The organism is Bradyrhizobium sp. CB2312, from assembly GCF_029714425.1.
In the GTDB taxonomy this organism is placed as follows: domain Bacteria; phylum Pseudomonadota; class Alphaproteobacteria; order Rhizobiales; family Xanthobacteraceae; genus Bradyrhizobium.
Genome location: NZ_CP121668.1, coordinates 9,054,632 through 9,071,370, shown reverse-complemented (window position 1 = coordinate 9,071,370; position 16,739 = coordinate 9,054,632). Strand labels below are relative to the sequence as shown.

Here is a 16,739-nt window from a genome sequence, read left to right as displayed (position 1 = left end):
CACCGACAACTGCGGAATCGTCCTTGAGAAGATGCATCTCTGCCACTTTGCGTTTGGAGGCGAAAATTCTATAGTTGCGGTGCAGAAGAGAAGAAAAAATTTTCTCTTTGCGCGCTCGAAACGACACATATATAGAAAATAATTCCAGTCAACCCCGGATGTGGGGGAAGCGAGTATCGCATGCGGTTCTTGCCGGTGTTTCTCGATCTCAAGGCCGGTCCGGTGGTCCTCATCGGCGCGGGCGAGCTTTTGCGCGCAAAATTGCGCGTGCTCGCCGCTGCCGGCGCGCGCATCCGCGTGCATGCGATCGACGGCAATCAGGAGCTCGGCCTCGGCTCCGAGGAAGCAGCGCGCGTTGAATTCGCCAGCGGCGATCCGCTGACCGCCGATCTCGCCGGCGTCATTGCGATCGTCTGCGCCGGTGCGGGTGATGTCGGCGTCGCCATGTCGGCCCGCGCCAAGGCACTCGGCCTGCCCGTCAACGTCATGGACGATCTCGAGCATTCCAGCTTCATCTTCCCGGCCATCGTCGACCGCGGCGATGTCGTGGTCGCGGTCGGCACCGGCGGCACCTCGCCGGTGGTGGCGCGTCGCGTGCGCGAGAAGATCGAGGCGCTGCTGCCGGCGCGCATCGGCGAGCTCGCGGAGTTCATCGGCACCTTTCGCAAATCGATCAACGAGCGCATCGCCGAGTTTCCGCTGCGCCGCCGCTTCTGGGAGCGCGTCATCGACGGGCCGATCGGCGCTTCGGTGCTCGCCGGCCGCAAGGGCGAGGCGGACGCGGCGCTCGAGTCCATTTCTGATCCGTCGGCATTTGCACGCGCGGACAAGCCGGAAGGCTCTGTCGCGCTGGTCGGCGCCGGCCCCGGCGATCCCGATCTGCTCACCATCAAGGCGCTGCGCGCGCTGCAGGACGCAGATATCGTTTTCCATGACGAGCTGGTCTCGCCCGAAATCCTCGATCGCATCCGCCGCGACACCACGCGCGTTGCGGTCGGCCGCCGCGTCGGCAAGCCCGGCATCGGCCAGGACGCCATCAACAAGCGCATGATCGAGGCCGCGCAATCCGGCCAGCGCGTGGTGCGGCTCAAGGGCGGCGATCCCTTCGTGTTTGGCCGCGGCGGCGAAGAGGTCGAGGCCCTGCGTGCCGCCGGCATCGCCTACTCCATCATTCCCGGCATCACCGCAGGGCTCGGCGGCGCCGCCGATTTCGAGGTGCCGCTCACCTTCCGTCATGAAGCGACCCGCATCACCTTCCTCACCGCGCACAAGGCGCGCGATGCGGAAGCCGTGGACTGGTCGACGCTGACCGACACCAGGATGACCGTCGTGGTCTACATGGGCATGACCGCCGCGCCCGCGATCCGCGAGGGCCTGTTCGCCGCCGGCCGCTCGCCGGAGACGCCGGTCGGCGTCTTCGCCCGTGTCACGCGGCCGGACGCGCAAGGCGCGATCGGCACGCTCCGCGATCTGCCCGAGCTCGTGCGACGAACCCATGGCGGTCCCGCCATCCTCATCATCGGCGACGTGGTCCGGCATGCCGGTTCGCTTCGCCGTCAAACCCCGAAACAAATCATCTCTGACCTATTGGATGCAGCCGAATGACCTCCCCGCTCGAACAGAAGAAGATCAAGATCGCCGGCCCCTCGGTCGTGACCGCCAACCGAACCTGGGACGGCATCGTGGTCTACCGCACCGCCGCCAAGAGCTGGTCCGCCGACCTCTCGGAAGCCGCGATCGTGCGCAACTCCGACGAGGCCAAAGCGTTGCTTGCGGAGTCGGTGGCCGATGACGTCGGCGCCATCGGCCCCTATATCGCCCCGGTGCAGGTCGGCGCAGACGGCAAGATCGAACCCGGCAACCTGCGCGAACAGATCCGCCGCACCGGTGTGACCATCGGGTCGTCGGCCCAGGCTTAAGGCGCTTTCTTATGTATGCTTACGACGAAATCGACCGCACGCTCGTCAACGAGCGCGTCTCGGAGTTCCGCGACCAGGTGAAGCGCCGCCTCTCGGGCGAGCTCACCGAAGACGAGTTCAAGATCCTGCGGCTTCAGAACGGCGTCTATCTGCAACTGCACGCCTATATGTTCCGCGTCGCGATCCCCTATGGCACGCTGGCGACAAACCAGTTGCGGGCGCTCGCCCATGTCGCGCGCAAATACGATCGCGGCTACGGCCATTTCACCACTCGGCAGAACATCCAGTTCAACTGGATCAAGCTCGCCGAGCTGCCGGATGCGCTTGAAGATCTTGCCCAGGTCGGCATCCATGCGATGCAGACCTCCGGCAACAACATGCGCAACGTCACATCGGACCAGTGGGCCGGCGTCGCGCCGGGCGAGATCGAGGATCCCCGCATCTGGTCGGAGCTGATCCGCCAGCACACCACGCTGCATCCGGAATTCTCGTTCCTGCCGCGCAAGTTCAAGATCGCGATCACCGCGTCGGACCATGACCGCGCCGCGATCAGGATCCACGACATTGGCCTCCGCCTGATCAAGAACGAGAAGGGCGAGACTGGCTTCGAGGTTCTAGTCGGCGGCGGCCTCGGCCGCACGCCGTTCATCGCCAAGACTATCAAGCACTTCGTGCATGGCCGCGACATCCTCAGCTACATCGAGGCGATCCTGCGCGTCTACAATCAGTACGGCCGCCGCGACAACATCTACAAGGCGCGCATCAAGATCCTGGTGCACGAGCTCGGTATCGAGAAATTCTCGCGCGAGGTCGAGGACGAGTGGCAGCACATCCGCAACTCCTCGCTCCAGATCGACGACGAGGTGATCGAGGACATCCGCTCGCGCTTCACCTATCCCGCCTATGAGAAGCTGCCGCACATGCCGGACGAGCTGCGCCAGGCCGCGGCCGATCCCGAGTTCGAGGCATGGCGCAAGAACTCGGTGGCTCCGCACAAGGTGCAGGGCTATTCCATCGTCACGATCTCGCTGAAGCCGACCGGCGGGCCTCCGGGCGATGCCACGGCCGAGCAGATGGATGCGCTCGCCGACCTCGCCGATAAATATTCCTTCGGCGAGATCCGCGTCGGCCACGAGCAGAACCTGGCGCTGCCGCACGTCGCCAAGCGCGATTTGCCGGCGCTGTGGAAGGCGCTCGACAAGCTCGGCCTTGCGACGCCGAACGTCAATCTGATCACCGACATCATCGCCTGCCCGGGGCTCGACTATTGCTCGCTGGCGAATGCACGTTCGATCCCGATCGCGCAGGAGTTGACGCGGCGCTTCGCCAACCATGAGCTCGCCAATCTGATCGGCCGGCTCCACATCAACATCTCCGGCTGCATCAATGCCTGCGGCCATCACCATGTCGGCCACATCGGCATTCTCGGCGTCGAGAAGAACGGCGAGGAGGTCTACCAGATCACCATCGGCGGCCGTGCCGACGAGAACGCTGCGCTCGGCACCCTGATCGGTCCCGGCGTCAAGTTCGACGAGGTCGCCGACGTCGTCGAGGACATCGTGGAAGCCTATCTCGCGCTGCGCGAGCGGCCCGAAGAGCTGTTCATGGACACCGTGAAGCGCCTCGGCGTCGAACCCTTCAAGGAGCGCGTCTATGCCACTCGTTAACGGCGGAAAGATCGCCGACGACAGCTTCGTCAAGCTTGCCGTCGACACGCCGCTGCCCGAGAGCGGCGACATCCTGGTGCCGGCCGAGCGCTTCCTCGGCGACGCCGAAACGTTGCTCAAGCGTGCCGGCAAGGTCGGCGTGATCTGGCCGAACAACCGCGACATCGACGAGCTGGTGCCGTATCTCGGTAAGGTCGCCGCGGTTGCGCTGGTGTTCCCGACCTTCCGCGACGGGCGCGCCTACAGTCAGGCACGCCTGCTGCGCGAGCGCTACAATTACCGCGGCGAGCTGCGCGCGACCGGCCAGATCCTGCGCGACCAGTTCGTGTTCATGCTGCGCGCCGGCTTCGATTCCTTCGAGGTCAAGAAGCAGGCCGATGCGGAAGCCTTCATGCAGACCGCCAAGCGCTATTCGGTGTTCTACCAGCCGACCGGTGACGGCCGCATCACGGCGCTGCACCGGCGCATGCAGCTGCGTCATTCCGAAGGTGTCGGCACGTGAACGCGATCGCGCCTCAGGTCTCATCCGTCTCTGCGCTGCCCTCGGCGGAAGAGCTCGATCGCGCCTTGCGCGATGCCTCGCCCGCGGAAATCATCGCGGCGGCGCTGAAGACGGTCGGGCGCGACAAGCTCGCGCTGGTGTCGTCGTTCGGCACGGAATCGGCGACGCTGCTCAAGGTGATGGCGGACGTCGATCCCGCCATCCCCGTGATCTTTCTCGACACCGGCTGGCTGTTCGAGGAGACGCTGGCCTATCGCGACACGCTGATCGAAACGCTGGGCCTCAAGGACGTCCGCTCGATCAAGCCGGCCGAGGAAGCGCTGTCGCGCGAGGATCCCGAGCGCGACCTCTGGTTCTCCAATCCCGACGCCTGTTGCCGCATCCGCAAGGTGGAACCGCTGGCGCGCGCGCTGAAACCGTTCGATGCCTGGCTCAACGGGCGCAAGCGCTTCCAGGGCAATGCGCGCGCCGACATTCCGGTGGTAGAGGACGATGGCGCGCGGTTGAAGTTCAATCCGTTTGCCAATGTCTCGCGCGAGGAACTCGAAGCGATTTTCGTCCGCGCCAAATTGCCGCGTCACCCACTTGCGGCGTCCGGTTTTCGCTCGGTCGGGTGTATGCCTTGCACGAGCAGAACGGCCGAAGGCGAGGATGAGCGCGCGGGTCGTTGGCGCGGCCGCGCCAAGACAGAATGCGGCATCCACACGATGAAGACTTCGTAGCACAGTCGATCTGCCACGCTGCGAACAAGAAAATCCGGTTCCGTTGACTTGAGCGCGTTTCGCCACGAGTTTCGCCTGCATGCCTTCGCTGACATTGGCGTCGTCGAAGTGAATGGAGATGGACATGATGCGCCGTATCGTTCCGCTCGCTGCAGGACTGCTCGTATCGAGTCTCGTGGCAAGCTCGGCTCTCGCCGCTGACATCAATCTTTTGAACGTGTCGTACGATCCGACGCGCGAGCTCTATGCCGAGTTCAACAAGGCGTTCGCGACCGCCTATCAGAAGGAGACCGGCAAGAGCGTCGAGATCAAGCAGTCGCATGGCGGCAGCGGCTCGCAGGCGCGCGCGGTGATCGACGGGTTGCAAGCCGACGTGGTGACGCTCGCGCTCGCCTATGACATCGACGCCATCGCCGGCAAAGGCCTCACCGCGGCCGACTGGCAGAAGCGTCTGCCGCAGAATTCATCACCCTACACCTCGACCATCGTGTTCCTGGTGCGCAAGGGCAATCCCAAGGGCATCAAGGACTGGGACGATCTGCTTAAATCCGGCGTTGCCGTGATCACGCCGAACCCGAAGACGTCGGGTGGCGCGCGCTGGAATTATCTGGCGGCCTGGGGCTTTGCCCAGAAGAAGTACGGCTCGGCCGACAAGGCCAAGGACTTCATCGGCAAACTCTATCAGCAGGTGCCGGTGCTCGATACCGGCGCGCGCGGCGCCACCGTGACCTTCGTCGAGCGCGGCGTCGGCGACGTGCTGCTCGCCTGGGAGAACGAGGCATTCCTTGCGCTCAAGGAATTCGGTCCGGAGAAATTCGAGATCGTGGCGCCGCCGCAATCGATCCTCGCCGAGCCGCCGGTCGCGATCGTCGACAAGGTTGCCGATAAAAAAGGCACCCGCAACGCCGCCGATGCCTACCTCCAGTACTGGTACACCAAGGAAGGTCAGGAGATCGCCGCGCGCAATTTCTACCGTCCGCGCGATCCCGAGATCGCCAAAAAGCACGAAAACTCTTTCGCCAAGGTCGAGCTGTTCACGATCGACGACGTTTTCGGCGGCTGGACCAAGGCGCAGAAGGAACATTTTGCCGACGGCGGCGTCTTTGATCAGATCTACAAGAACTGATCGGGCGCTGTCGAAGGGGCTTTAACAGGGGGCCTGGTGAGCGCACTCGCAGCACGACGCCGGACATTGCCGGGCTTCGGTCTCACGATGGGACTGACGCTGACCTGGCTGTCCGTGATCATCCTGATTCCGCTCGCGGGCCTGTTCCTGAAATCGCTCGAGCTCAGTCCCGAACAATTCTGGAACATCCTCTCCAGTCGCCGCACCCTGAATGCGCTCCGGGTCTCGTTCGGCCTCGCCTTCGCGGCGGCCTGCGTCAACCTCGTGATGGGGAGCATCATCGTTTGGGCGCTGGTCCGCTATCGGTTTCCCGGCCGGCGCATCTTCGATGCCATCGTCGATGTGCCCTTCGCGCTGCCCACGGCGGTTGCCGGTGTCGCGCTGACCGCGCTGTTCGCCGAGAAGGGCTGGCTCGGCGCGCCGCTCGCCGCGCTCGGTATCAAGGTGGCATTCACGCCGGTCGGCATCTTCGTCGCTATGATCTTCATCGGTATTCCGTTCGTGGTGCGCACGGTGCAGCCAGTGCTCCAGGATCTCGATCCCGAGATCGAGGAGGCCGCGGGCAGCCTGGGGGCCAGCCGCTGGCAGACCATCATCCGCGTGATCCTGCCCTCGCTCGCGCCGGCGCTGCTGACGGGACTTGCGCTCGCCTTTGCCCGCGCGGTCGGTGAATACGGCTCGGTGATCTTCATCGCCGGCAATCTGCCCAACGTCTCCGAGATCGCGCCGCTCTTGATCGTGATCCGGCTCTCCGAATTCCGCTACGCCGACGCGACCGCGATTGCGGTGGTCATGCTCGTCGTCTCCTTCGTCGTCATCTTCGCCGTCAACCGGCTCCAGCGCTGGGCGCAGAGCCGGATTCCGGCGCGCTGAGGGGGATGCGATGACGATGCAGATCGCAGACACCGTGTCGCTGACGTCGCCCGATGCGCGCGCGCGTGCCCACGCGGCCGCGGCACGCGACAGCCTGAGGACAGAGCCGCGCGCGGTGCGCGCCATCATCATCTCGCTGGCGGTGCTGTTCCTTTCGGTATTCGTCGTGCTACCGCTGGTCGTGGTGTTCGCGCAGGCGTTCTCGCGAGGCGTCCTCGCCTATTTCGCCGCGCTCGCCGAGCCGGAGGCGATGGCGGCGATCAAGCTGACGTTGATCGTCGCGGCGATCTCGGTCGGCCTCAATCTCGTATTCGGCCTCGTCGCGGCATGGGCGATTGCAAAATTCGATTTCCCGGGCAAGACCTTCCTGATCACGCTGATCGACCTGCCGTTCTCGGTGAGCCCGGTGATCTCCGGCCTGGTCTTCGTGCTGCTGTTCGGCGCGCAGGGCTATTTCGGCAGCTGGCTCAGGGATCACGACATCCAGATCCTGTTCGCGGTGCCCGGCATCGCGCTCGCCACCACCTTCGTCACCTTCCCGTTCGTGGCGCGCGCGCTGATCCCGTTGATGCAGGAGCAGGGCACGCAGGAAGAGGAGGCGGCGATTTCGCTCGGCGCCTCGGGCTTGCAGACCTTCTTCCGCGTCACGCTGCCCAACATCAAATGGGGCGTGCTCTACGGCGTCCTGCTCTGCAATGCCCGCGCGATGGGCGAGTTCGGCGCGGTCTCCGTCGTCTCCGGCCATATCCGCGGCGAGACCAACACCATGCCGCTGCTGGTCGAGATTCTCTACAACGAGTACCAGTTCGTCGCGGCCTTCGCGATCGCCTCGCTGCTCGCGATGCTGGCGCTGATCACGCTGATCGCTAAGACAATTCTCGAACGTCACCTCGACGAAGGACACGACGTCAATGACCATTGAAGTCAAAAATCTCGTCAAGAAGTTCGGCAGCTTTGCCGCGCTCGATGGCGTCGACCTCAGGGTCGACAATGGCGAGTTGCTGGCGCTGCTCGGCCCCTCCGGCTCCGGCAAGACCACCTTGCTGCGGATCATCGCCGGCCTCGACTGGCCCGACTCCGGCGAGGTCTCGTTCAACGGCGAGGACGCGCTGGCACAGGGCGCGCGCGAGCGGCACGTCGGCTTCGTGTTCCAGCATTACGCGCTGTTCCGCCACATGAGCGTGTTCGAGAACGTCGCCTTTGGCCTGCGCGTACAGCCCCGTGCGGTCCGCAAGGACGAGGCGACTATCCGTGCGCGGGTCAAGGAGCTGCTCGATCTCGTGCAGCTCGACTGGCTCGCCGATCGCTATCCGAGCCAGCTCTCCGGCGGCCAGCGCCAGCGCATCGCGCTCGCCCGCGCGCTTGCAATCGAGCCGCGCATCCTCCTGCTCGACGAGCCCTTCGGCGCGCTCGACGCCAAGGTGCGGAAAGAACTGCGAAGGTGGCTCCGCTCACTGCATCACGAGATCAACGTCACCTCGATCTTCGTCACCCACGACCAGGAGGAGGCGCTCGAGGTCGCCAACCGCGTCGTGGTGATGGACAAGGGGAAGATCGAGCAGATCGGTTCGCCCGACGACGTCTATGAGACGCCGGCGACCGCCTTCGTCCACGGCTTCATCGGCGAATCCATCGAGCTGCCGGTGCATGTCGACGGCGGTGTGATCCGGCTTGGCGACCGGCAGCTTCCGCTTGCGGCGGACGGGCTTGCGCCTGGCGCGTCAAAACTGTTCGTGCGGCGACATGACATGCTGGTCGGCCCACCCGGCAGCGGCGCTTTCGAGGGCGCGGTCCAGCACGTCCGCAATTTCGGCCCGGTGCAGCGGGCGGAGGTCGCCCTGTCAGGCGGCGAAACCATCGAGATCGATGCCCCCCGCGACAAGGAACTCCGCGCCGGCGACACTATCGGCCTCGAGCTGAGGCGTTACCGGATATTTACAGGCTAGAATTCCCCCGTCATTCCGGGGCACGCGCCAGCGCGAATCCGGAATCTCGAGATTATAGGGGAAAGATTCTCAGATGCGCCATTGCGCACCGTAGTTCAGCGCTCCGCGCTGCCCCGGAATGACAGCCACGATTTTCCTCAAAATTCACCTTTCAGCCACGGTTGGTATGCAACAACGGCCCCTCATTTGGGGGCCTCGATCCATGCGCGCTGCGGCCGCAATTCTCATCCTTTTGCTTCTCGCCGGCTGCGCCGGCAATGAGGCGCCGGTCCAGCAGCCGTCGATGTATGCCGACATGGCCGTTCCCGGCTCCAAGCTCGATGCCCAGGCGGCCGCGATCATGATCTCGCAATACCGTCAGAACAACATGCTCGGCACGGTTGTGGTCGATCCCGATTTGATGCTGCTTGCCGAATCCCAGTCCCAGGCCATGGCGGCGGCCAACAAGATGGACCACGACGTCCGCGCTCCGCTGGCCAAGCGGCTGACCGCCGGCGGCTATCCCGCGACCGTGGCGGTCGAGAACATCTCGGCCGGCTATCATACGCTGGCGGAAGCGTTTTCCGGCTGGCGCGACTCGCCTCCGCACCGTGCCAACATGCTCAAGAACGGTGTCACAAAATTGGGCATAGCGGCGAGCTATGCTCCGGGCACCAAATACAAGGTGTTCTGGACCATGATCCTGGCCTCGACGGACCGATAAGCCAGACTTGATCCCGGGATGCATTGACGCGGTGGCGAAACTGTCGCCACGGTGGCTCGCCTTTTGCTATTGTTCTCGTATGACCGACCATAGCCCGGAATCCGCCAGCGTCCCCGCGAATGCGCAACGTGTCCTGGTCCTCCAGGGCGGCGGCGCCCTCGGCTCGTACCAGGCCGGCGCCTATCAGGCGCTGTGCGGCTACGGTTTCGAGCCGGAATGGGTCGCCGGCATCTCGATCGGCGCCGTCAACGCCGCCATCATCGCCGGCAACGAGGGGCACATCCGCGTCAAGCGGTTGAAGGAATTCTGGGAGATGGTTTCCGCGCCGGTGCCGTGGAAACCGATCGGCAAGAGCGACCACAGCCGCGAGCTGTTCAACTCGACCAGCGCCGCGTTGATCGCGACCTTCGGCGTGCCCGGCTTCTTCGTCCCGCGCGTGCCGCCCGCGCCACTCTGGCCGCCGGGCCATCGCGAAGCCGAAAGCTATTACGACACCGCGCCGCTGAAGAAGACGCTGGAGCGTCTGGTCGATTTCGACCGCATCAACGACCTCAAGACGCGCCTGTCGGTCGGCGCCGTCGGCGTCACCTCCGGCAACTTCAAATATTTCGACAATTACGAGTTCAAGAAGCTCGGCAAGAAAATCGGCCCCGAGCACATCATGGCCTCCGGCGCGCTGCCGCCCGGCTTTCCGTCCGTCGTCATCGACGGCGAGCATTACTGGGACGGCGGCATCGCCTCCAACACCCCGCTCGACTTCGTGCTCGATGCAGAGCTCGCGCGCGACATGCTGATCTTCCAGGTCGACCTGTTCAGCGCCCGCGGCGACCTGCCGAATTCGCTGCTCGAGGCCACCGAGCGCGAGAAGGACATCCGCTTCTCCAGCCGCACGCGGATGAACACCGACAAGAACAAGCAGATCCACAACGCCCGCCGGGCGGTGCGCGACCTGATTTCCAAATTGCCCGATTATCTCAAGAACGATCCTTCCGTCGAATTCCTTGCGAAGGCGGCACGTGAGAGTACCGTCACTGTGGTGCATCTGATCTATCGCAGCAAGAACTACGAATCCTCGTCCAAGGATTACGACTTCTCGCACGTCGCCATGGTCGAGCATTGGGAAGCCGGCGTGCGCGACGTGCATCTGTCGATGCGCCACAAGGACTGGCTGGAGAAGCCGCAGTCCGGCGAGACCATGGTGACCTACGATCTCACGGGGGACGTCACCGCGCCCCCGGCAAAAAGGAGCGAATAAGATGGGTACTCTCTCAGGCAAGAACGCCGTCGTGACCGGTTCGACCAGCGGTATCGGGCTTGCGTATGCGCGCGCCTTCGCCGGCGCCGGCGCCAATGTCGTTATCAACGGCTTCGGCTCCCCTGAAGACATCGAGAAGGAGCGTTCGAAGATCGAGTCCGATTTCGGCGTGAAGGCGGTCTATTCGCCCGCCGACATGACCAAGCCGGCCGAGATTGCCGGCATGATCGCGCTCGGCGAGAAGACCTTTGGCTCGGTCGACATCCTCGTCAACAATGCCGGCATCCAGTTCGTCTCGCCGATCGAGGAGTTCCCGCCCGAGAAGTGGGACCAGATCATCGCGATCAACCTGTCCTCGGCCTTCCATGCCATCCGCGCCGCCGTTCCCGGCATGAAGAAGAAGGGCTGGGGCCGCATCATCAACACCGCCTCGGCGCACTCGCTGGTCGCCTCGCCCTTCAAGTCGGCCTACGTGTCGGCCAAGCACGGCATCAACGGTCTCACCAAGACCGTGGCGCTCGAAGTGGCGACCCACAAGATCACCTGCAACTGCATCAGCCCCGGCTATGTCTGGACGCCGCTGGTGGAGAAGCAGATCCCCGACACCATGAAGGCCCGCAACCTCACGCGCGAGCAGGTCATCAACGACGTGCTGCTCGACGCGCAGCCGACCAAGGAGTTCGTCACCTCCGAGCAGGTCGCCGCGCTCGCCCTGTTCCTGTGCAGCGACGACGCCGCGCAGATCACCGGCACCAATCTGTCGATCGACGGCGGCTGGACCGCGGAGTAACGGCCCGGTGCCGTAGGGTGGGCAAAGGCGCGTCAGCGCCGTGCCCACCGCTTTGTCCGATCGCGAGAAAGGGTGGGCACGCTTCGCTTTGCCCACCCTACGAGAGCGGGGACGAAGCGCAAGCCTCGTCTAATGGCTCCAGGCCAGCGCCGTCACGATCGCGGACGACAAGTTCAGCTCCGCGAACATGATCTTGCCGGCGACCACGACGAGGACGCAGGCGAGCGCGGCGCGCAGCACCGTCTCGGGCACGCGGGTCGCGCTGTAGCTGCCGAGGATGATGCCCGGCAGCGAGCCCAGCAGCAGAACGCCCATCAGGCCCCAGTCGACCGAGCCGAGCAGCCAGTGTCCGGCGCCCGCGACCAGCGTCAGAGGCACCGCATGGGCGATGTCGGAGCCGACGATGGTCGCCATCGGCAGCCGCGGGTAGAGCAGCAGCAGCACGGTCACGCCGACCGCGCCGGCGCCGACCGACGAGATCGAGACCAGCACGCCGAGCACGATGCCGGTGACGACGGTCGCGATCGCGGTGGTGTGCTCGTCAACGCCTTCGAGGCGCTTGCGGTAGCGCTCCATGATCGATTTGCGGAAGATCAGCGAGGTCGCGGTCAGCAGCAGCGCAAAGCACAGCACGACGTTGACGAGGCTGCGCTCGGAATCGCTTTTGAGGTCGAGCTTCCACAGCACCAGCAGCGTCAGCGCGCTCGCGGGAATGCTGCCGCAGGCCAGCCGCAGCACCGCCGGCCAGTGCACGCTGCGCGACCAGCCATGCACCACGCTGCCGCCGGTCTTGGTGGCGGCGGCATAGAGCAGGTCGGTGCCGACGGCGGTCGTGGGATGGATGCCGAACAGCAGGATCAGGAGCGGCGTCATCAACGAGCCGCCCCCCACGCCGGTCATCCCGACAAGCAGGCCGACGCCGAAACCAGAGGCGACATAGAGCGGATCGATCATGTCGGGTGAATCTAGGTTTATCTCGTCAGTTGGGCAATACGACGTAGAATAAATTTCCCCTGTAACGCAACAGCTTGAGCCGAATAAGAAAAATCATGCTGCTGCTTGTAAACAGGTAGGAATTTTGCCCCCTTTGCCAGCGTATCGCGAAACAGCCGTTTCCCTCGCACCGGCAGGCGTGTAGCGCCTATTTGCCAAACGCCAGCACGTGCAGCCCGAGCCGCTGCCGCACGATCCAGAACAGCAGCACCGTCTCGAAGGTGAGCGAGATCGAGGTTGCTGCCGCAGCGCCGTGGCCGCCGTAGCGCGGCACCAGCGCGATGCAGAGCACGAGATTCATCACGAAGGCCAGCGCGTAGGCGAGGGCGCAGATCTTCTGCTGGCCGAGCATGTTGAGCAGCCGCTCGACCGGGCCGATCGCGGCGCGCACCACGAGGCCGATCGCGGCGACGAACATGATGTCGTAGCCGACCACGAACTGCGGCCCGAACAGCCAGAGCAGCGGCCTGCCGAGCGCGAGCAGCACGATGGTTGCCGCCAGCGAGGGCCAGAACGTCCAGTTGATGGCATGCGCGACGTAAGCCGACAGCCGCGCCTTGTCGCCGAGTGCGTTGTACTCGGCGAACCGATGCGCCGTCGTCGCCGACATCGCGTAGTGGATGAAGGAGACCAGCGCCAGCGTCTTCACAACAGCGAAATAGACGCCGACCTCGTCGGATGGACGAAATTGCTGCAGCACCAGAACGTCGGTGTAGGACAGCAGCAGATAAAAACTCTCGACCAGCAGGATCGGCAGCGACACCGCGAGCCAGCCGCTGATGTCGTAGGCCTTGGGGCCCGGCTCGACGTGACCGGCGAGCTTGCGGTTCAGCACCACCATCTGTCCGGTCATCGCGATCCACACCGCACCGAGGCTTGCGACCATCGCCGCGACCGCGCCGAGATGATAGCCGAGCAGGAACGCCGCGGCCGTGATGCCGATGATCAACGCCTGGCGGATGATGAATTGCGGCATCAGCCCGAGTTGCATCCAGTCATGCGAGCGCGCGATGCCGTCCTGGGTGTTGGCGACGACGAACGCGGGCAGCGTCATGCAGCCGATATAGAGCGGCAACTCCTCGGCCGGGTCGATCCAGGGCGACAGCAGCCTGACGATGCCGGCGAGGGCTAGCGACACCAGCGTCGACACCGCAAAGGTGAGCCAGCGGCTGCCGGAGAGGAAGCCGCGCAGCAGCGCATGCTCGCCGCTGGTGCGGTACTCCGGAATGATCTTCTGCGCGGAGGCGGAGATGCCGAAATCCATCATGCTGCCGAGCAGCAGAACCCAGGTCCAGACATAGACGTAGATGCCGTAGTCGGAGGTACCCATCCAGCGCGCCAGCAGCACCTGCGAGACATAGGCAAGGCCGGCGCTGATGACGCGGATGATGAAGATGGTGCCCGCCAGCCGCCGCGTCAGCGACGCCTCGCTCGATCCGCCCGACAGCTTGCCGCGCAGCCGCGCGATCAGTCCGGCCGGTCCGGTCGTTGCTGGCTCTGCATCCATCACGGCCACGTCGAGATCCCCAAGCGTCCGGTAGCAAGCGTCCCGCACCAAGCGTTCCGCATGCTGCGGCAGCCATTGACCTAGCAACCATTCGTTAAGATACGGTTGGGTCAACGATGTTGTCCCGGCCGAGGGCGCGTACGCATGAACTGGCGCGGTGGTCAGGGCGCGTATGAGGTGAGCGCTGTGCCGAGAGGGGCCCGCGACCATCGGCTGGAAGACAAGCGCCTGGCCGCCTCCACGTTGGCCCACTCAGGACGAGAACCATGGTCCAGCATGAACAGGCGGCCCTTTGGGGCCGCCTGATGTAGCCTCAGAGCGGATGGGTTATTGGCAGAGATGCCGGAGACCGTCGGCACCCTTGTAATAGGTGCCGGGCTTGCAGACGATGCCGTTGCGGGCGGCATATGTAGACCAGCTGCCGTTCCAGCCGTACTCGCCGCCGCCGCCGTACATCGCGTAGGAATTGCCCCAGCTGCCGGGATAGGCCGTGCCGCCGAGGGGACCGGTTACTGGCGCCGGCTGTTGATACGCCGCTCGACGAGATACTTGCCGATACCGGGGGCCGGTTGGGGTACTGCCGGTTCCAAGACCCGTGCAGTTGGCGAATTCAGCTTGGCAGAGATCCGGATTGGATTGGGCCCACTGCGCTGGTGCGGCAGAACTGAACAGGGCGGATGCCGCAACCACGGCCGCGCCAAGAATCCATCGATTCATCATGGCTTGCTCCTTGTGGTTTGACGTGGCGCGGAATGCCACGTCTGGGAGAGCCTATACGACGCTCGCGAGACTGACCATGCTGCTTGCGCATCGCCAAAATTGGGACTGCTCTGGGTCCAGGAACGGTAATGCTCTGGCTGATCGTGAGATTTCCGCTTGAGCGTCAGAGCCTGACGTCTGCGCCTTCTCGAGTACACGTTCTCGTGTGCATCATGCGCGGGGGCGGGGGCGATCGGGAAGCATCATTCCAGGTTCGTGTTGAACTCGTACGACTTCTCCGGCCCAACCAGCGTGAACTTCAACGCTGCGCCCTCGACCTTGGCGCCCGGCGGCAGTCCGTCGAGCTCGAAGGTAAATCGCTTCACGCCCGGCGGTGCATGGTCGACCGGGGCCGGAATCGGCAAGGCCCAGTCCGGCGTCGGCCCTTCCACGAACAGGTTGACGTTGCGGCTGTCAGGCACGACCACGTCGACCACCACGTTCTTCGGTCCGTCGCGCTTGACGTCGCGGATGGTCAGCGGATTGGGATCGCCGATATTGGCCGGCTTCGGCACCGTGTCGAGCGCAGCGCGCAGGTTCGCGTCCTCGGTCGAGGCGACGTTGTTGAAGCCGAGCTCGGCGCTGGCCTCGACGGGAATGCAGAGCTTCTCGCACACGGCGTAGTTGATCTCGGCGCGCAAGGTCACCGGCTTGTCGGCGGCCTTGGGCACGATGCGCAAGGGCAGCACGATCTGGTCGTGATAGCCGATCGAATGGCCGCCCGCGCCGTCGGCGAATTTTTGCGGCGCCGGCCACATCACAGTCACCGCCTCGACATTATTCGACTTCGAGAAGTCGAACCGCGGAGGTACGCCGGAATCGCCCGGCATGCGCCAATAGGTCTTCCAGCCGGGCTGGATCTGGAAGGCGATACCGCCGAGCAGCACCGCGCCGCTGCGCGAGCCCGCGACCAGCCGCACCGCGGAATGTCCGTCGCGCTGCCAGGGCGAGGCGTCATCGGCATGGGCAGCAAACGCCAGCGACGACGCAAGCAAGGTTGTCGCGACGCCAAACGCCGCACGCGGGGGAACTCTTGTCAGCATGTCACGTCTTTACAGGGTCACCCTGGGCCAAACCATTGAATTGCTTGTGATGGATGCACTCGAACCAAGTCTCTGCGAGCCTTGATTTGACAGCGGCCCGGCCCGACATCAGGATAGGAATTGAAACCGGAGTGCTTCACCATGGCTCCTACAGGCAAGAGGACGGGGGAAGGCACCCGCAGCGCAGGCCCTGCGCTCCCCAGCTCGGCCGGATACCTCGACGGCCGGCTCCTGATCGCAATGCCCGTGATGGGTGACTCTCGCTTCGAACGCTCGGTGATCTATCTCTGCGCCCATTCGGCCGAGGGCGCGATGGGCATCATCGTCAACCAGCCGGCCGGCAGCATCGATTTTCCCGAGCTCTTGCAGCAGCTCGGCATCATCAAGAAGGGCGAGCACATCAAGCTGCCCGGGAATGCCGAAACCATGAAGGTATTGCAGGGCGGTCCCGTCGACACCGGCCGCGGCTTCGTGCTGCATTCCAGCGACTTCTACATCGAGAAGGCGACGCTGCGCATCGACGACGGTGTCTGCCTCACCGCGACCGTCGACATCCTGCGCGCGATCGCCAACGGCTCCGGTCCCAAGCACGCCATCCTCGCGCTCGGCTATGCCGGCTGGGCGCCGGGCCAGCTCGAGACCGAGATCCAGAGCAATGGCTGGCTGCATTGCGACGCGGATGCCGACCTGATCTTCGGCGACGACGTCGAAGAGAAATACGGCCGGGCCCTGCGCAAGATCGGCATCGACCCCGGGATGCTCTCGAACGAGGCCGGGCACGCTTAGCTGGCGCAGTCGCGCTCCACCCTCGGTGTCGTCCCCGCGAAAGCGGGGACCCATAACCCCAGGGAGGAGTTGTTGCGCAGGCTGGTAGCTCCGAGCCTTCGCCAAACCCCTCCCTGCGGTTATGGGTCCCGGATCGCGCTTCGCTTGT

At 64.6% G+C, this 16,739-nt stretch carries 17 protein-coding genes; 13 read left to right on the top strand and 4 right to left on the bottom strand.

The genetic code is table 11. From position 1 onward, the window contains the following. The first annotated feature begins 180 nt into the window (after positions 1 to 180). From cysG to QA642_RS43195, 12 genes are all read left to right on the top strand, one after another. Positions 181 to 1,605, top strand: coding sequence for a siroheme synthase CysG (gene cysG / locus QA642_RS43250; RefSeq protein WP_283082254.1), 1,425 nt, complete (start codon positions 181 to 183; stop codon positions 1,603 to 1,605). Further along, positions 1,602 to 1,919 (top strand): DUF2849 domain-containing protein, encoded by a 318-nt coding sequence (locus QA642_RS43245; protein WP_092216576.1) that lies wholly within the window; start codon positions 1,602 to 1,604, stop codon positions 1,917 to 1,919. Before cysG ends, QA642_RS43245 begins: the two co-directional genes overlap by 4 nt. 11 nt (positions 1,920 to 1,930) lie before the next feature. Then, positions 1,931 to 3,586 carry a nitrite/sulfite reductase gene (locus tag QA642_RS43240; RefSeq protein ID WP_283082253.1) on the top strand — a complete coding sequence of 552 codons (1,656 nt, stop codon included), beginning with the start codon at positions 1,931 to 1,933 and terminating at the stop codon, positions 3,584 to 3,586. Then, positions 3,573 to 4,088, top strand: a complete 516-nt coding sequence (locus tag QA642_RS43235) for a DUF934 domain-containing protein (protein WP_283082252.1) — start codon at positions 3,573 to 3,575, stop codon at positions 4,086 to 4,088. Before QA642_RS43240 ends, QA642_RS43235 begins: the two co-directional genes overlap by 14 nt. After that, positions 4,085 to 4,810, top strand: a complete 726-nt coding sequence (locus QA642_RS43230) for a phosphoadenylyl-sulfate reductase (protein WP_283082251.1) — start codon at positions 4,085 to 4,087, stop codon at positions 4,808 to 4,810. Before QA642_RS43235 ends, QA642_RS43230 begins: the two co-directional genes overlap by 4 nt. Before the next feature lie 124 nt (positions 4,811 to 4,934). Beyond that, the gene (locus QA642_RS43225; RefSeq protein ID WP_283082250.1) at positions 4,935 to 5,936 is read left to right on the top strand and encodes a sulfate ABC transporter substrate-binding protein; all 1,002 of its coding nucleotides are present in this window, start codon (positions 4,935 to 4,937) and stop codon (positions 5,934 to 5,936) included. A gap of 87 nt (positions 5,937 to 6,023) precedes the next feature. Next, entirely contained in the window at positions 6,024 to 6,809 is a 786-nt protein-coding gene (gene cysT / locus QA642_RS43220) for a sulfate ABC transporter permease subunit CysT (RefSeq protein ID WP_283087099.1), read from the top strand. A 10-nt stretch (positions 6,810 to 6,819) separates the two neighbouring features. Next, complete coding sequence (gene cysW / locus QA642_RS43215; RefSeq protein WP_283082249.1) at positions 6,820 to 7,731, top strand: sulfate ABC transporter permease subunit CysW; 912 nt, start codon at positions 6,820 to 6,822, stop codon at positions 7,729 to 7,731. After that, the gene (locus QA642_RS43210) at positions 7,721 to 8,755 is read left to right on the top strand and encodes a sulfate ABC transporter ATP-binding protein (protein WP_283082248.1); all 1,035 of its coding nucleotides are present in this window, start codon (positions 7,721 to 7,723) and stop codon (positions 8,753 to 8,755) included. Before cysW ends, QA642_RS43210 begins: the two co-directional genes overlap by 11 nt. 202 nt (positions 8,756 to 8,957) lie before the next feature. Further along, positions 8,958 to 9,458 (top strand): CAP domain-containing protein, encoded by a 501-nt coding sequence (locus tag QA642_RS43205; protein ID WP_283082247.1) that lies wholly within the window; start codon positions 8,958 to 8,960, stop codon positions 9,456 to 9,458. A 79-nt stretch (positions 9,459 to 9,537) separates the two neighbouring features. Further along, positions 9,538 to 10,713, top strand: coding sequence for a patatin-like phospholipase family protein (locus QA642_RS43200; RefSeq protein WP_283082246.1), 1,176 nt, complete (start codon positions 9,538 to 9,540; stop codon positions 10,711 to 10,713). A gap of 1 nt (position 10,714) precedes the next feature. Continuing rightward, on the top strand, positions 10,715 to 11,503 hold the full coding sequence (locus QA642_RS43195; protein ID WP_283082245.1) for a 3-hydroxybutyrate dehydrogenase: 789 nt from the start codon (positions 10,715 to 10,717) through the stop codon (positions 11,501 to 11,503). Positions 11,504 to 11,632: 129 nt separating this feature from the next. Here the strand turns inward: QA642_RS43195 and QA642_RS43190 are convergent, their stop codons facing one another. From QA642_RS43190 to QA642_RS43175, 4 genes are all read right to left on the bottom strand, one after another. Beyond that, complete coding sequence (locus tag QA642_RS43190) at positions 11,633 to 12,457, bottom strand: sulfite exporter TauE/SafE family protein (protein WP_283082244.1); 825 nt, start codon at positions 12,455 to 12,457, stop codon at positions 11,633 to 11,635. 187 nt (positions 12,458 to 12,644) lie between these two features. Then, a complete protein-coding gene (locus QA642_RS43185) occupies positions 12,645 to 14,003 on the bottom strand; it encodes a flippase (protein ID WP_283082243.1) in 1,359 nt (452 codons plus the stop codon). Between the two features lie 327 nt (positions 14,004 to 14,330). Next, entirely contained in the window at positions 14,331 to 14,723 is a 393-nt protein-coding gene (locus tag QA642_RS43180) for a hypothetical protein (protein WP_283082242.1), read from the bottom strand. 242 nt (positions 14,724 to 14,965) lie between these two features. Further along, positions 14,966 to 15,805 carry a protein-disulfide reductase DsbD domain-containing protein gene (locus QA642_RS43175; protein ID WP_283082241.1) on the bottom strand — a complete coding sequence of 280 codons (840 nt, stop codon included), beginning with the start codon at positions 15,803 to 15,805 and terminating at the stop codon, positions 14,966 to 14,968. A gap of 141 nt (positions 15,806 to 15,946) precedes the next feature. Here QA642_RS43175 and QA642_RS43170 point away from each other — a divergent pair, with 141 nt between their 5' ends. Next, positions 15,947 to 16,591, top strand: coding sequence for a YqgE/AlgH family protein (locus QA642_RS43170; RefSeq protein ID WP_283082240.1), 645 nt, complete (start codon positions 15,947 to 15,949; stop codon positions 16,589 to 16,591). Positions 16,592 to 16,739: the final 148 nt, after the last annotated feature.

Bases quoted from the DNA above. Each gene is read 5' to 3' on its own strand.
- QA642_RS43235 (WP_283082252.1), top strand. From the start codon at position 3,573: ATGCCACTCGTTAACGGCGGAAAGATCGCCGACGACAGCTTCGTCAAG.
- QA642_RS43180 (WP_283082242.1), bottom strand. From the start codon at position 14,723: ATGATGAATCGATGGATTCTTGGCGCGGCCGTGGTTGCGGCATCCGCC.
- QA642_RS43190 (WP_283082244.1), bottom strand. From the start codon at position 12,457: ATGATCGATCCGCTCTATGTCGCCTCTGGTTTCGGCGTCGGCCTGCTT.
- QA642_RS43175 (WP_283082241.1), bottom strand. From the start codon at position 15,805: ATGCTGACAAGAGTTCCCCCGCGTGCGGCGTTTGGCGTCGCGACAACC.
- QA642_RS43245 (WP_092216576.1), top strand. From the start codon at position 1,602: ATGACCTCCCCGCTCGAACAGAAGAAGATCAAGATCGCCGGCCCCTCG.
- QA642_RS43185 (WP_283082243.1), bottom strand. From the start codon at position 14,003: ATGGATGCAGAGCCAGCAACGACCGGACCGGCCGGACTGATCGCGCGG.
- QA642_RS43240 (WP_283082253.1), top strand. From the start codon at position 1,931: ATGTATGCTTACGACGAAATCGACCGCACGCTCGTCAACGAGCGCGTC.
- QA642_RS43225 (WP_283082250.1), top strand. From the start codon at position 4,935: ATGATGCGCCGTATCGTTCCGCTCGCTGCAGGACTGCTCGTATCGAGT.
- QA642_RS43205 (WP_283082247.1), top strand. From the start codon at position 8,958: ATGCGCGCTGCGGCCGCAATTCTCATCCTTTTGCTTCTCGCCGGCTGC.
- cysG (WP_283082254.1), top strand. From the start codon at position 181: ATGCGGTTCTTGCCGGTGTTTCTCGATCTCAAGGCCGGTCCGGTGGTC.
- QA642_RS43200 (WP_283082246.1), top strand. From the start codon at position 9,538: ATGACCGACCATAGCCCGGAATCCGCCAGCGTCCCCGCGAATGCGCAA.
- QA642_RS43170 (WP_283082240.1), top strand. From the start codon at position 15,947: ATGGCTCCTACAGGCAAGAGGACGGGGGAAGGCACCCGCAGCGCAGGC.
- QA642_RS43210 (WP_283082248.1), top strand. From the start codon at position 7,721: ATGACCATTGAAGTCAAAAATCTCGTCAAGAAGTTCGGCAGCTTTGCC.
- cysT (WP_283087099.1), top strand. From the start codon at position 6,024: ATGGGACTGACGCTGACCTGGCTGTCCGTGATCATCCTGATTCCGCTC.
- QA642_RS43195 (WP_283082245.1), top strand. From the start codon at position 10,715: ATGGGTACTCTCTCAGGCAAGAACGCCGTCGTGACCGGTTCGACCAGC.
- cysW (WP_283082249.1), top strand. From the start codon at position 6,820: ATGACGATGCAGATCGCAGACACCGTGTCGCTGACGTCGCCCGATGCG.